This is a genomic window from Pseudonocardia sp. (assembly GCF_050246655.1).
GTDB lineage: Bacteria > Actinomycetota > Actinomycetes > Mycobacteriales > Pseudonocardiaceae > Pseudonocardia.
Map to the genome: position 1 here is coordinate 45,440 of NZ_JBFWVQ010000005.1, position 13,268 is coordinate 58,707.

Consider the following 13,268-nt stretch of genomic DNA (forward strand, 5'->3'; position numbering starts at 1 on the left):
CGACCTGTCCGGCCGAAGTTCGCCCGCCAGGCTGTCGGTCGGGGACCAGGCGGTGTGCGGCCCGAGGGGTCTGGCCGGGTGGGACCAGCGTGGCTGTCCCCCCGGGCCAGAGAATCCGCCGTTCCCCGGCCCGGCCGCTAGCGTGCGTTCCCACGGCAGATCGTGATCTTAGTCACCTGTGCGGAAGGGGTCAGTATGCGAGTCGGCGACCGGGAGATCCTCATCCCCACCTCCATGGTGGGCAACTACCCGAACCCTCGCTGGTGGGACGCCGGGCCGGTGCGGGACTGGCGCGGCGACCAGGAGCCGCCGGACGCGTTCAACCGGGAGGCGTTCGAGGACGCCATGGCCGCCCTGGCCGGAGACCAGGAACGGGCCGGGCTCGACATCATCACCGACGGCAGGCTGCACGGCGACAACTACGCCGACCAGGCCCTCTACTACTACTACCGGCGGCTGGGCTACGACCTCAAGGGCGGCTTCCTCGGCTTCCCGATCTACAGCAGGCTGCACGCGGGGACCGCGACCGAGGAGATCAAGCGCCATGGCGCGATCATGGTCGAGCAGGCGCGGGCGCTGAAGAAGGTCACGGACAAGCCGACCAAGGTGCAGTACACGGGCGTCCAGGTGCTCGCCCAGGCCACCAACGACCTGCACTACGACAACCCGCGCGACCGCGCGATGGCCATCGCGGCCGCGATGAACGAGGACATCCGCGAGGTCGACGCGATGGGCGTCGACTTCATCCAGCTCGACGAGTTCACCTGGCCCTACTTCTACGAGGACTGGGCCATCGAGGCGTTCAACCGCGCGGTCGAGGGCGTGCAGAGTGCCCAGATCATCGTGCACGTCTGCTGGGGCAACTGGGGCGGCACGCCCGCCTACTACCCGGACGAGACGGCGCAGGCGGGGGAGATCTTCGACCTCACCCAGCGGCGCGGCGATGCTCCCGCGGCGACCGCGTCGGTGGTGCCGAGGTCCTACGAGGCCAACATCGACGTGCTCAACCTGGAGAGCTGCGGGCGCCGCTCCGACGACCTCTCCGGGCTCGACGTGCTGAAGAACCACCCGCTGCCGGACAACGTGTCGTTCTGGGCGGGCGTGATCGACGTCAAGTCGACGATCACCGAGACCGCCGATCAGGTCGCCCACCGCATCGAGCAGCTCCTGGAGTACGTCCCGGCCGACCGCCTCGGCGTGACCACGGACTGCGGCCTGATCCTGCTGCAGCGCTACATCGCGGTGGACAAGCTGCACGCGATGGTCGCCGGCACCGAGATGATCCGCAAGAAGCTGGCCTGACATGCCGGTCTACCGGCTGCGCTGCCCGGACTGCGGGCACGGGTTCCGCTCGCTGGTCATGGAGGGCGCACGCGTCCCCCCGGTGTGGGTGTGTTCGCGATGCGGCAGCCGGCGCGCGGAGCCGGTCGGGGACGAGACCTCGACGCACCCGTTCGCGGGTGACGGCGAGGGCGCGTCAGGCGCTTGCCCCTGTTGTGGCTGACGCGCATCGCCCCGGCCAGACCGGCGTGCGGACCCCGGACCCCCAGCCGCACGCCGGTCGTCCCCCGGCCACGAGCCCGTCGCTCCGCTTTGGCGGATCAGGACGTGGCTCGTGGCGCGGGGGCCGCCATAGCGTGAAGTGATGCACAGCAGGTTGGTCGTGGTGGGTGGCGGGGCGGCCGGGATGTCGGCCGCCTCGGCCGCCCGCCGGGTGGACCCCGAACTGGAGATCGTCGTCCTCGAGGCCACCGGCTACGTGGCGTACGGGCTGTGCGGCATCCCGTACTACCTCGCGGGCCTCGTCGGCACGGCCGAGGAGTTGCTCGCCTACCCGGCGGCGTACTTCGGCGGGCGGCGCCGGATCGACGTCCGCCACCACGTCCAGGTCACCGATCTGGACCCCGACGGGCACACCGTCGGCTACCGGCAGGGCGGGCGGGCGCACCGGCTCGGCTACAGCCGGCTCGTGGTGACCGCGGGCGGCACGCCGAACCGTCCCGCCCTGGACGGGGTGCGCAGCGACCGGGTGTTCACCATCCGGACGCTGGAGGACGCGATCGCGCTGCGCAGCCTGCTCGACGCGGGCCGCGTGGGGCACGCCCTGGTCGTCGGCGCCGGCTACATCGGGCTGGAGATGGCCGAGGCGTTCGCCGTGCGGGGTTGCGCGGTGACCGTCGTGGAGCGGCTGGACCGAGTGCTGCCCGGATTCGACGAGCCGATCGCCTCGACCGTCGAGGCGCACGTGCGCGAGCACGTGGACCTGCGGCTGGGCGCGGATCTGCGTGAGGTCCTCGACCTCGCGCCGGACGTGGTCGTGCTCGCCACCGGGGTGCGGCCGGAGGCGAGCATCGCCGCCGCGCAGGGCGCGCGCACCGGCCCCGCGGGCGCGCTGCTCGTCGACGCCCGGATGCGCACCAGCCTGGCCGACGTGTGGGCCGCGGGCGACTGCATCGCCCCGCACCACCGGGTCCTCGGCGGGCCGGCGTTCGTCCCGCTCGGGCCGACCGCGAACAAGACCGGGCGGGTCGCCGGGACGGTCGCGGCGGGTGGCGAGGCCGAGTTCGGCGGCATCGTCGGCACGGCCGTGGTGAAGGTGTTCGACCTGGAGGTCGCCCGCACCGGGCTCTCGGTGGTCGACGCCGAGGCGGCGGGGCTCCCGGCGCACGCCACCGACATCGTGCACCGGACCCGGGCCAAGTACTACCCCGGCTCGGCAGAGCTGCACGTCCGCCTCGTGCACGGCGAGGGCGGGCGGCTGCTCGGGGCGCAGATGGTGGGACGGGAGGGCGCGGCGAAGCGGATCGACGTGGTCGCGGCGGCGCTGCACGCCGGGATGACCGTCGCCGACCTGCTGGGCCTCGACCTGTCCTACGCCCCGCCGTTCGCGCCGGTCTACGACCCCCTGCTGATCGCGGCACAGGCCGCGGACCGGGCCTTGGAGGCGGTATGACGGCGATGACGAGAGTGGCGGTGGTGACCGGGGGTGTGTCGGGCATCGGCCGGGCGACGTGCGTCCGGCTGGCGGCCGACGGGTTCACCCTCGCGGTCGCCGATCTCGACGGGGACGGGGCGAAGGCCGCCGCCGGGCCCGACGGGCTCGGCCGTGGCGTCGACGTCGGTGACGCCGCGGCGGTCGAGGAGTTCTTCGCCGAGGTCGTGGCGACGTTCGGGCGGATCGACGTGCTGGTGAACAACGCCGGTATCGCCGGCTCGTCGGAGGCGACGATCCTGCACACCACGCCGATCGAGGAGTGGGACCGGGTCTTCGCGGTGAACGTCCGCGGGCCCTACCTGTGCGCACGGGCGGCACTGCCTGTGATGATCGCGGCCGGCGGCGGGCACGTGATCACGATCGCCTCGGTGGCCGGACAGGTCGCCTTCCCCGGCCGGGCGGCGTACACGGCGTCGAAGGGCGCGGCGCTGCAGATGGCCCGCTCGATCGCGATCGACTACGCCGCGCAGGGCATCCGCAGCAACGCGGTCTGCCCGGGGATCGCCGAGACGAACATGACGAAATGGCGGCTGGACCAGCCGGAGCTGCGGGCCGCGGTCGAGCGGCTCGTCCCGGTCGGCCGGGTCGCGCAGCCCGACGAGATCGCCGACGCGGTGTCGGTGCTGGCATCGGACCGGCTCGGGTACATGACGGGTTCTGCACTTGTGGTCGACGGAGGGTACACGGCGCAATGAGCAAGCGGCTTCAGGACAAGGTGGCGATCGTCACCGGCGCGGGGTCGGGGATCGGGCAGGCCGCCGCATTGCGGTTCGCGGAGGAGGGTGCGGCGGTCGCCGTGCTGGACCTGTCGCCCGAGGCGGCGGCGACCACCGCGATGCTGATCGACAAGGAGGACGGGCAGGCGCTGGCGCTGGCCGCGGACGTCCGGAAGGCCGACGAGCTGGACGAGGCCATCGACGCGGCCGTCGCCGAGTTCGGCGGGCTGCACGTGCTCTACAACAACGCCGGGGTGGACTCGCGGGGATCCGTCGCGGACACCAGCGAGGAGGACTGGGAGCGCTGCTTCGCGGTCAACGTCACGGGCACGTTCCTGTGCTCGCGGTCGGCGCTGCGCCACATGGGCCGGGGCTCCGCGATCGTCAACCAGGGCTCGGTGGCGGGGCTGGTCGGCGTGCCGAACTTCGCGGCCTACTGCGCGGCGAAGGGCGCGGTGGTCTCGCTCACCCGGTCGATGGCGCTGGACCTTGCCCCGCGCGGGATCCGGGTCAACGTCATCTGCCCCGGCACGGTGTTCACTCCGCTGATGGAGCCGATGCTCGCCGCGCGCGGCGACGGCGACCTGCAGCTGGGGCTCGAGCGCACGTTGGTCAAGTACCCGATCGGCAGGCTGGGTCAGGTCGAGGACATCGCCAACGTGGCGCTGTTCCTCGCCTCCGACGAGGCCGCCTTCATGACCGGGTCGGTGGTCACCCCCGACGGCGGGATGACCGCGCAGTGACCACCTTCCACCTCGGCTCGGACAAGCGGGTGTCGCTCGCCGAGGCCGCGGCGCGGGTCGCCGACGGCGCGACGGTCGCGCTCGGCGGCGGGCTGTGTGCCCGGCTGCCGATGGCGCTGGTCCGCGAGCTGGTCCGGCAGGGCCGCCGGGACCTGCACGTCGTCGGCTCGGCGCACTCGATCGACGTCGACCTGCTCATCGCGGCGGGCGCGGTGAAGGTCTGCGAGGAAAGCTACGTCGGCTTCGAGCAGGACCTCGGGCTCGCCCCGGCGTTTCGGCGGGCGGCGCAGACCGGGGCCATCGAGGTGCGGGAGAGCTGCTGCGTCACCGTGCTCACCCAGCTGCGGGCCGCCGAGATGGGCCTGCCGTTCCTGCCGGTGCGCGGGGTGAAGGGCACCGACATCGCCGCGCTGCACCCCGAGTACGGGCTCGTGACCTGCCCGTTCACCGGGGAGGAGCTGGTCGCGGTCCCGCCGCTCGCGCCGGACGTCGCCTTGGTGCACGCGCCGATCGGCGACGCCCGCGGCAACCTCCACATCGACCAGCCCTACGTCCTCGACGAGCGGTTCGCGCACGCCTCGCGGATGGTGGTGGCCACGGTGGACCGGCTGGTCCCGACCGAGGAGGTGGCCGCGGCCGGCGTAGTGATCCCGGCCCACACCGTGGCCGCCGTCGCCGAGGTGCCGTTCGGGGCGCACCCGTCGTCGTGCTACCCCGGATACGCCTACGACCGCCGTCACCTGGCCGAGTACATCGCGGCCGTGGACGAGGACCTGGCGGGCTACCTGGAGCGCTACGTGCTGCCCGGGGAGGACGCCTACCGGGCCGCGGTCGCGCCCGATCGGCTCACCGGGTGGGCGGAGTCGGACGAGGCGTGGCAGGAGCTGTTCCGGTGAGCGGGGACCTCGACTGGGGCATCGACGAGTGGTTCGTGGTCGCGCTCGCCCGCACGATCGCCGACGGCGAGGTGGTCTTCCACGGGTTCGCGAGCCCGTGCGCCCAGGTCGCGATGTACGTGGCCAAGCACACGCACGCCCCCGGGTCGATGCTGGTGGAGGGGGCGACGTACGCGGTCGACCCGGTGCCCGCGTTCATCCCGCCCACCAGCAACGACCTCGCCCTGCACCGCGACGCGGTCTACCGGATGCGCTTCGAGGAGTTCTTCGACGCGGCCGTGCGCGGCGCGGTGGACCGGATGTTCCTGTCCGGTGGGCAGATCGACGGCCACGGCAACACGAACGTCACCGCGATCGGCGGGATGCCGTCACCGAAGATCAAGCTCGGCGGCGGGGGCGGCGGCTGCAACATCTCCGCCACGATCCGCACGCTCACCGTCTGGACCACCCGGCACCGGTCGGGGCGCACCCTCGTACCGCGGGTGGACTTCCTCACCGACCTCGGCCACCGCACCCCCGCCGGCACGCGCGCCGAGCTGGGCTACACCGGGGGCGGCCCGCAATGGCTCGTCACCGAGCTGGGGCTGTTCGACTTCGACGGCGGGCACGCGCGGCTGCGGGCGCTGTTCCCGGACGTGACGCTCCGGGACGTGGCCGAGTCGACCCGGTTCGACCTGGTCGTGGACCTCGACCCGGGGTTGCTCGCCCCGCCGCGGCCCGAGGAGCTCGCCGCCGTGCGCGCGGTGGACCCGCTGTGCGTGCGCCACCAGGAGTTCGGGCCGGACGAGCTGAAGCGCCGGTTCCCGTGAGCGGCGGGTCCGGCCGTCGAGAACGACAGTGCGCTGATCAAAAAGCCCCTCCGGGCTGCACAACGTCGTTCTCGACGGGGACCCCCGGGTTGCTGGACGCCCTGTTCACCCCCCGGCGGCTCGCGCTGGTCGGCGCCTCGCAGCGGCCGGGCACGCTCGGCGCGCTGCTGGCCCGCAACCTCGCCGGCTACCCCGGCGAGCTGCTGGCGCTGCGGGCGGGGGACTCGCTGCAGGCGGCGGTCGGGGCCAGTGGCCCGATCGACCTGGCCGTCGTCGCGGTGCCGGCAAAGGCGGTGCCCGGCGTCGCCGCGGACGCCGCCGCCGCGGGCGTGCGGGCGATGGTCGTGCTCTCCGCTGGGTTCGCCGAGACCGGCGACACCGCGCTGCAGGACGAGCTGGTGCGCAACGCCCGTTCCGGCGCGGACGGGCCGGTGCGCGTGATCGGCCCCAACTGCTTCGGCCTGCAGAACTGCGACCTGCCGCTGAACGCCTCGATCGCCGCCGGGCTGCCCCGCGGCGGGGGCGGGATCTCGTTCGTCAGCCAGTCCGGCGCCTACGCCATGGCGATCTACGACCTGGCCACGGACGAGCAGGCCCGCTTCGCCAAGGTCTGCGCTCCCGGCAACACCTGCGACGTGACGATCGCCGAGCTGCTGGCCGAGCTCGCCGCCGACCCGGCGTCGCGCACGCTGTGCTTCCTGCTGGAGTCAATGCGCGACGGCCGCGCGTTCGTCGAGCATGCCCGCCGGGCCGCCCCGGACAAGCCCGTGATCGTCGCCAGGACGGGGCGCTCGGCGGCCGGTGCGCGCGCTGCGGCGTCGCACACCGCCGCGCTCGCGGCGGGCGAGGCCGTCTCGCGCGGGGCGTTCCGGCAGGCCGGGATCGTGCAGGCACGGTCGGGCCAGGAGCTGCTCGACGCGGCCCGCGCACTCGACGGGCAGCCGCTGCCGGGGGGCCCGCGGGTCGGGATCATCACCAACTCGGGCGGCACCGGGGTGGAGCTCGCCGACCTGCTCGCCGACGAGGGGCTGGCCGTGCCCGCACTCTCCGCGGGCTTGCAGCGGCGGATCGGGGAACTGCTGCCGCCGTTCGCGAGCCCCGCGAACCCGGTGGACATGACGCCGGTGTGGTCGCGCTTCGCCGAGCTGTATCCGGCGCTGGTCGAGATCCTCGCCCGCTCCGGCGAGGTCGACGTCGTCGTGCCGGTGCTGCTGCAGCGCGCGGCGACGGACCCCGCCACCGTGGCGGGCGTGATCGGGGCCGTCGAGCGGCTGCGGGCCGACGGCGTGGCCGTGCCGGTGCACGTGTGCTGGGTGGCGCCCCGGTCGTCGCGGGGGCAGGCGGACACGCTGGCCGCCGCCGGGGTGCCGGTCTTCGAGTGGCCCGCCCGCACGGCGCGCGCGGTCGGCCTGGCCCGGGCGTACGCATCGGCCCGGGAGCGGGTGCACCCACCCGCGCCGCAGCCGCCGCCGTTCACCGGCTCGGTCCCGGGCGCGGACGACCCCGTGGGGGTGGCGGGCTTGCTCGGTGGGTTCGGGATCGCGACGGTGCCGGCGACCCGCTGCGCCACCCCGCACGAGGCCGCCACCGCGGCCACCCGGTTCCCGGCCGTGGTGAAGCTCGCCGTCGCCGAGCACCGCACCGAGCGCGGCGGGGTCCGCCTCGGCCTGAGCGACGCGGCGCAGGTGCGCGCCGCAGCGGCCGACCTGCTGCCCGCCGGGGACGTGCTCGTCTCCCCCCAGCTCGACGGGGTGGAGGTGGCCGTCGGTGGCCTGCGCGACCCGGCATTCGGGCCGGTGGTCATGGTGGGCCTCGGCGGGATCTGGGTGGAGGTGCTCGCCGACGTCGCGTTCGCGCTCGCACCGCTGTCCGTGGCCGAGGCCCGCGACCTGCTCGCCACCCTGCAGGGCCACGCCCTGCTCACCGGCGCCCGCGGCGGCGAGCCCGTCGACCTGGCCGCGCTCGCCGGGGTGGTCGCGGCGGTGGGGGACCTCATGGCCGCGGTGCCGCAGGTCGCCGGTGTCGATCTCAACCCGGTACTCGCGACTTCCGCGGGTGCGATCGCGGTGGACTGGAAGGTGCGCCGTCTCTGAGCCGCCATCGGGCGATCACCTGAACGTGTGACACTCGGACGGCGGGGCGGTTCCGCAGCGCGAAACCTACTGACCGGTTCGTCCGTCGGGGACGACGACCGCCGCAGGTATTGGTCCGACTGTCTGAGGACGTGATCGCGTGGTCCGCGTAGCGTGAGCTGGCGCACACTCGACGTTGAGGGAGCCTGGATGCGGATCGCGGGGCGCGAGATCCTCCTGCCCACCACGATGGTCGGTAACTACCCGAACCCCCGCTGGTACGACGGCCATGCGTTCGCCCAGTTCCCCAAAGGGGAGTTCGTCCACGACGCGATCAGCCGGGAGGCCTTCGAGGACGCGATCCTCGCGATCGTGCACGACCAGGAGGCCGCCGGGCTCGACGTGATCGCCGACGGTCGGGTGTACGGCGGCGACTCGCCGTACGCCCAGATCATCTACCACTACTACGGCCGGATGTCGGGCTTCAAGCCCTCCGGCGCCAATGTGGGACTGCCGATCTTCTCGACGATGTACTCGCCCGTCGTGATCGGCGAGGTCGCGCGCGAGCACCCGTTCCACCTCGCGACGCTGCGGGCCACCCGCAAGGCGACGACGAAGCCGGTGAAGATCTCCTACGCCGGGATCCAGGTGCTCGCCACGTCGGCGACGAACAACTACTACGACGACACCCGCGAGCTGGCGAGGGCGATCGCCAAGGCGTTCAACGAGGATTTCCGCGAGCTCGCCGACAACGGAGCGGACATCATCCAGCTCGACGAGTTCGTCTGGCCCTACGGCATGGGCGACTGGGAGATCGAGGCGCTCAACACCGCCATCGACGGGGTGGACTGCGAGTTCTGGGTGCACACCTGCTGGGGCAACTACTCCGGCACGCCCGGCTACCTCGACGAGCACGGCGAGCGCGACTTCGGCGCCTGGGTGCTGGACCGGCGCCCGGCGGGCGCAGCGACGCCCGAACGCGCGTCGGCGATCTTCCCGCAGGTCAAGGACGCCCGGATCACCGCGCTGAACTACGAGGTGGGGCGCACCGGGCCGGAGGACCTGAAACCGCTGGTGGAGCACGGCTGGGACCGGCCGTTCGTCGCCGGCGTGATCGACGTGAAATCCACCATCACCGAAACCTCCGACGAGGTCGCCGACCGGATCCGCCAGGTCCTGGAGTACGTGCCCGCGCACCGGCTCGGGCTCTCCACCGACTGCGGGCTGGTCAACCTGCCGCGGCTCATCGCGGCGAGCAAGCTGCGCGCCCTGGCCGACGGGGCGGCGATCGTGCGGGCGGAGCTGGCCGGCGCGCCGGGGACGGCGGGCTAGGAAGGAGCATCGATGGAAGCCGAGCAGGTCGTCGCGGAGGTCGTGGACCGAGCGCGCGCGGCCCAGGCCGTGGTGGACAGCTGGGACGCGCAGCGCGTCCGGGAGCTGACCGACGCCGTCGCCTATGCGGTGGCGCGCAAGGACCGGGCCGAGGCGCTGGCCCGCCTCGCCGTCGACGAGGCCGGGTTCGGCAACTACGACGACAAGGTCTTCAAGATCCAGCGACGGGTTCTCGGGGTGCTCTCGGACCTGCGCAGCACCCCGACCGTCGGGGTCGTGGAGACCGATCCCGACCGCGGCCTGGTGAAGATCGCCAAACCGGTGGGCGTGGTGGCCGCGCTGATCCCCACCACGGGGCCGGACGCCACCCCGCCGGTCAAGGCGCTGTTCGCGCTGGCCGGGCGCAACGCCGTGGTGTTCGCCGCCCACCCGCGCAGCGCACGCACCACCGCCGCCGTCGTCGAGCACATGCGCGAGGCCTGCGAGCAGGTGGGCGCGCCGGCGGACCTCGTGCAGATGCTGCCCCAGGCGAAGATCGGCCACACCCAGGAGCTGATGCGCCAGGCCGACCTCATCGTCGCCACCGGCGGTTCGGCGATGGTCAAGGCCGCCTACAGCTCGGGCACCCCGGCTTTCGGCGTCGGCGTGGGCAACAGCGTGCACGTGATCGACGAGACCGCCGACCTCGCCGACGCGGCCGACGCCGTCGCGATCGCCAAGACCTTCGACTTCGCCACCAGCTGCCTGGCCGACAACGCCGTGATCGTGCACGACGACGTCCACGACCGGTTGCTCGACCTCCTGCGCGAGCGCGGTGGCTACGTCTGCGACGCCGACGAGAAGGCCCGGCTGCAGGCCGCGATGTGGCCCGACGGCGGGGCGGTCCCGTGCATGGAGGTGATCGCGAAGTCCGCGCCACGGATCGCCGAGCTCGCCGGGATCACGGTGCCGGAGGACACCAGGTTCCTCGTCGTCGCCGAGGACGGGACGGGGCCGGCGCATCCGTTCAGCGGCGAGAAGCTCAACGTCGTGCTGGCGCTCTACCGCTACTCCGGCGGGATCGACGCGGCCGTCGACCTGGTGAACGCGATCACCGCCTACCAGGGCCTCGGCCACACCTGCGGCATCCACACCGCGAACGACGCGCACGTCGACGCGCTGGCGTACGGCACCCGTACGGCCCGCGTGCTGGTCAACCAGAACCTCAACGAGGGCGCCGGCAGCCCGCGCAACGGGCTCCCGTTCACGCTCTCGCTCAGCTGCGGCACGTGGGGTGGCACCATCACTACGGAGAACGTCAACGCGCGGCACTTCGTGAACCTCACCTGGGTGTCCCGGCCGATCACGCCGCGCGACCTCGATCCGGACGTGCTGTTCGCCCGGCACGTCGAGCGGTACGGGCGGTGAGCAGGCGATGACCATGACCACTTCGGTGACCAACTCGGAGATCACCATGGGTCCGCCCGGGGTCACGATGGCCCCCGGCGACCACATCTGCGCGTTCTACCGGGGCCGCGAGCAGCGCGACGCCCTCCTGGTGCCGTTCCTGCGGGAGGGCCTCCTGGCGGGCGACAAGTGCCTGTGCGTGATGGACGACCCGGAGACGTCCCACCTGCTCGGGCCGCTGTCCGCGGCCCTGGACGTGGAGATGTTCCAGAAGTCCGGCCAGTTCGAGCTGCTCACGAGCGACGACGCCTACCTGCCCGACGGCCAGTTCCTCGCCGACCGGATGCTGACGTTCTGGGAGTCCGGATTCGACGGGGCGCTGGACCAGGACGGCTACGGCTTCGTGCGGGCGGTCGGCGAGATGACCTGGGCCCTGCGCGACGCGCCGGGGGTGGACCAGCTCGTCGGCTACGAGGGGCTGCTCAACCGGTTCACCCCGCGCTACCCGCGGTCGGTGCTGCTGTGCCTCTACGACCTGGAGCGCTTCACCGACGGCGAGGTGCTGATCGGCATGCTGCGCACCCACCCCAAGGTGCTGATGTCCGGTCAGCTGCTGGAGAACCCCTGGTACGACGACCCGGACGAGTACCTCCTCGAACGGGCATGAGCGCGCCGGAGCTGGAGATCGCCCGCGAGCTGGAGCCCGCGCAGCTGCGCCGCGGCCTGCTCTCGACGATGCGCAGCCTGCTCGTGCTCGCGCAGCTGATGACCGAGAGCACGGGCGAGCGCCAGATCCTGGACCTGGCGGTCACGGCGGTGCCGTCGCTGGCCCGGTGCCGGGCCGTCGGCATCGAGCGGGCCGACGCACCGGGACGGCTGACCGGCCGCGTGCCCGACGCCGCGGGCGGGCCCGTCGAGACCGACGGCGCGCCGTGGGCGTGGGCCTACCCGCTGGGCAGCGCGACGGCGACGTTCGGGCACCTCGTCGTCGCCGCCGACGCCGAGCCGAGCGGGGAGGAGCAGTTCCTGCTGCGGGCGCTGGCCCAGCAGACCGGCGCTGCCCTGGCCAACCAGCGGCTGCACGCCCAGGAGCTGGCGACCGCCGCCGAGCTGTCCGAGGTCAACGACCGGCTGCGCGGCACGGTGGGTGCGCTGGAGCGCAGCATGGAGATCCACGCCCGGCTCACCGCCGTGGCGGTGTCCGGCGAGGGCTGGGACGGGATCGCCCGGGCCGTGCACGAGCTGACCGGCCTGCCGGTGGCGATCGAGGACCGCTACGGGAACCTGCGGGCCTGGGCGGGTCCGAACCGCCCCGACCCGTACCCGAAGGACTCGGTGGTCGGCCGCGAGCAGCTGCTGCGCCGCGCGTTGCGGGCGGTGCGACCGATCCGCGACGGCGGGCGGGTCGTGGCGCTGGCCCACCCGCAGGGCGACGTGCTGGGCGTCATCGTGCTGGTCGACCCGGGCCAGACCGCTGGTGAGCCGGAGCTGATGGCCCTCGAGCACGGCGCGACGATCCTCGCGATGGAGCTCGCGCGGGTGCGCAGCCTCGCCGAGAGCGAGCTGCGGATCCGCCGCGACCTCGTCGACGAGCTGCTCACCGGCACCGACGAGGAGAGCGCGCTGACCCGGGCGATCGCCCTGCGCTACGACCTGCAACGCCCGCACCGGGTGCTGGTCGTCGAGGGCCGGGGCCGGATGCGCGACACCGACGTGCTGTTCCAGGCGGTGCGCAACGCCGCCCGCGAGGAGTCCGCAGGCAGCCTGCTCGTCGCGCGCGGGGCGCAGGTGGTGCTGCTGGCCGACCGCGAGGCCGACTGGGACGCGCTGCGCGCGGCGATCCTGCGCGAGCTGGGCGGCGGGCGCGCCCGGATCGGCGTCGGCGAGGTCTGCGAGCGGGTCACGGACTTCCCGCGCTCCTACCACCAGGCACGGCTCGCGCTGCGCCTGCTGGCCGTCGCGGAGTGGGACGACCGGGTCGTGTCCTTCGACGACCTCGGCGTCTACCGGCTGCTCGCCGGCGTGGACGATCTCGCCGAGGTCGACCGGTTCGTGCAGCACTGGCTCGGCGACCTGCTGGCCTACGACCAGCAGCGCGGCGCGGACCTCGTCCGCACGCTGGCCTTCTACCTCGACCGGGGCGGCAGCTACAGCGCCACGTCCAGCGCGCTCGTGGTGCACCGCAACACGCTCAAGTACCGCCTGCAGCGTATCCGGCAGATCTCCGGGCTGGACCTGTCCGATCCGGAGACCTGCTTCAACCTCCAGCTCGCCACCCGGGCGTGGCAGACCCTCAACGTGCTGCGCAACGGCCACTAG

At 73.3% G+C, this 13,268-nt stretch carries 12 protein-coding genes; all 12 read left to right on the plus strand.

Features of this window, described 5'->3' with window-relative positions; all coding sequences use genetic code 11:
• The first annotated feature begins 195 nt into the window (after nucleotides 1-195).
• The 12 genes from AB7J25_RS03070 to AB7J25_RS03125 all read left to right on the plus strand — a co-directional run bounded on the left by AB7J25_RS03070 (nucleotide 196) and on the right by AB7J25_RS03125 (nucleotide 13,268).
• Nucleotides 196-1,302 (plus strand): cobalamin-independent methionine synthase II family protein, encoded by a 1,107-nt coding sequence (locus AB7J25_RS03070; protein WP_428504757.1) that lies wholly within the window; start codon nucleotides 196-198, stop codon nucleotides 1,300-1,302.
• A gap of 1 nt (nucleotide 1,303) precedes the next feature.
• The gene (locus tag AB7J25_RS03075; RefSeq protein WP_428504759.1) at nucleotides 1,304-1,504 is read left to right on the plus strand and encodes a zinc ribbon domain-containing protein; all 201 of its coding nucleotides are present in this window, start codon (nucleotides 1,304-1,306) and stop codon (nucleotides 1,502-1,504) included.
• A 141-nt stretch (nucleotides 1,505-1,645) separates the two neighbouring features.
• Nucleotides 1,646-2,953, plus strand: coding sequence for an FAD-dependent oxidoreductase (locus AB7J25_RS03080; protein WP_428504761.1), 1,308 nt, complete (start codon nucleotides 1,646-1,648; stop codon nucleotides 2,951-2,953).
• Nucleotides 2,950-3,690, plus strand: a complete 741-nt coding sequence (locus AB7J25_RS03085; protein WP_428504763.1) for an SDR family NAD(P)-dependent oxidoreductase — start codon at nucleotides 2,950-2,952, stop codon at nucleotides 3,688-3,690. Before AB7J25_RS03080 ends, AB7J25_RS03085 begins: the two co-directional genes overlap by 4 nt.
• Nucleotides 3,687-4,454 (plus strand): SDR family NAD(P)-dependent oxidoreductase, encoded by a 768-nt coding sequence (locus AB7J25_RS03090; protein ID WP_428504765.1) that lies wholly within the window; start codon nucleotides 3,687-3,689, stop codon nucleotides 4,452-4,454. The genes AB7J25_RS03085 and AB7J25_RS03090 overlap by 4 nt, the downstream gene beginning before the upstream one ends.
• The gene (locus tag AB7J25_RS03095) at nucleotides 4,451-5,350 is read left to right on the plus strand and encodes a CoA transferase subunit A (RefSeq protein WP_428504767.1); all 900 of its coding nucleotides are present in this window, start codon (nucleotides 4,451-4,453) and stop codon (nucleotides 5,348-5,350) included. Before AB7J25_RS03090 ends, AB7J25_RS03095 begins: the two co-directional genes overlap by 4 nt.
• A complete protein-coding gene (locus AB7J25_RS03100) occupies nucleotides 5,347-6,159 on the plus strand; it encodes a CoA-transferase (RefSeq protein ID WP_428504769.1) in 813 nt (270 codons plus the stop codon). Before AB7J25_RS03095 ends, AB7J25_RS03100 begins: the two co-directional genes overlap by 4 nt.
• A gap of 89 nt (nucleotides 6,160-6,248) precedes the next feature.
• The gene (locus tag AB7J25_RS03105) at nucleotides 6,249-8,252 is read left to right on the plus strand and encodes an acetate--CoA ligase family protein (RefSeq protein ID WP_428504771.1); all 2,004 of its coding nucleotides are present in this window, start codon (nucleotides 6,249-6,251) and stop codon (nucleotides 8,250-8,252) included.
• Nucleotides 8,253-8,441: 189 nt separating this feature from the next.
• Nucleotides 8,442-9,563: a cobalamin-independent methionine synthase II family protein gene (locus AB7J25_RS03110; RefSeq protein ID WP_428504773.1), complete on the plus strand. Its 1,122-nt coding sequence runs from the start codon at nucleotides 8,442-8,444 to the stop codon at nucleotides 9,561-9,563.
• A gap of 12 nt (nucleotides 9,564-9,575) precedes the next feature.
• Nucleotides 9,576-10,970: an aldehyde dehydrogenase family protein gene (locus AB7J25_RS03115; protein ID WP_428504775.1), complete on the plus strand. Its 1,395-nt coding sequence runs from the start codon at nucleotides 9,576-9,578 to the stop codon at nucleotides 10,968-10,970.
• Nucleotides 10,971-10,977: 7 nt separating this feature from the next.
• A complete protein-coding gene (locus tag AB7J25_RS03120; RefSeq protein ID WP_428504777.1) occupies nucleotides 10,978-11,616 on the plus strand; it encodes an MEDS domain-containing protein in 639 nt (212 codons plus the stop codon).
• Nucleotides 11,613-13,268, plus strand: coding sequence for a PucR family transcriptional regulator (locus AB7J25_RS03125; RefSeq protein WP_428504779.1), 1,656 nt, complete (start codon nucleotides 11,613-11,615; stop codon nucleotides 13,266-13,268). The genes AB7J25_RS03120 and AB7J25_RS03125 overlap by 4 nt, the downstream gene beginning before the upstream one ends.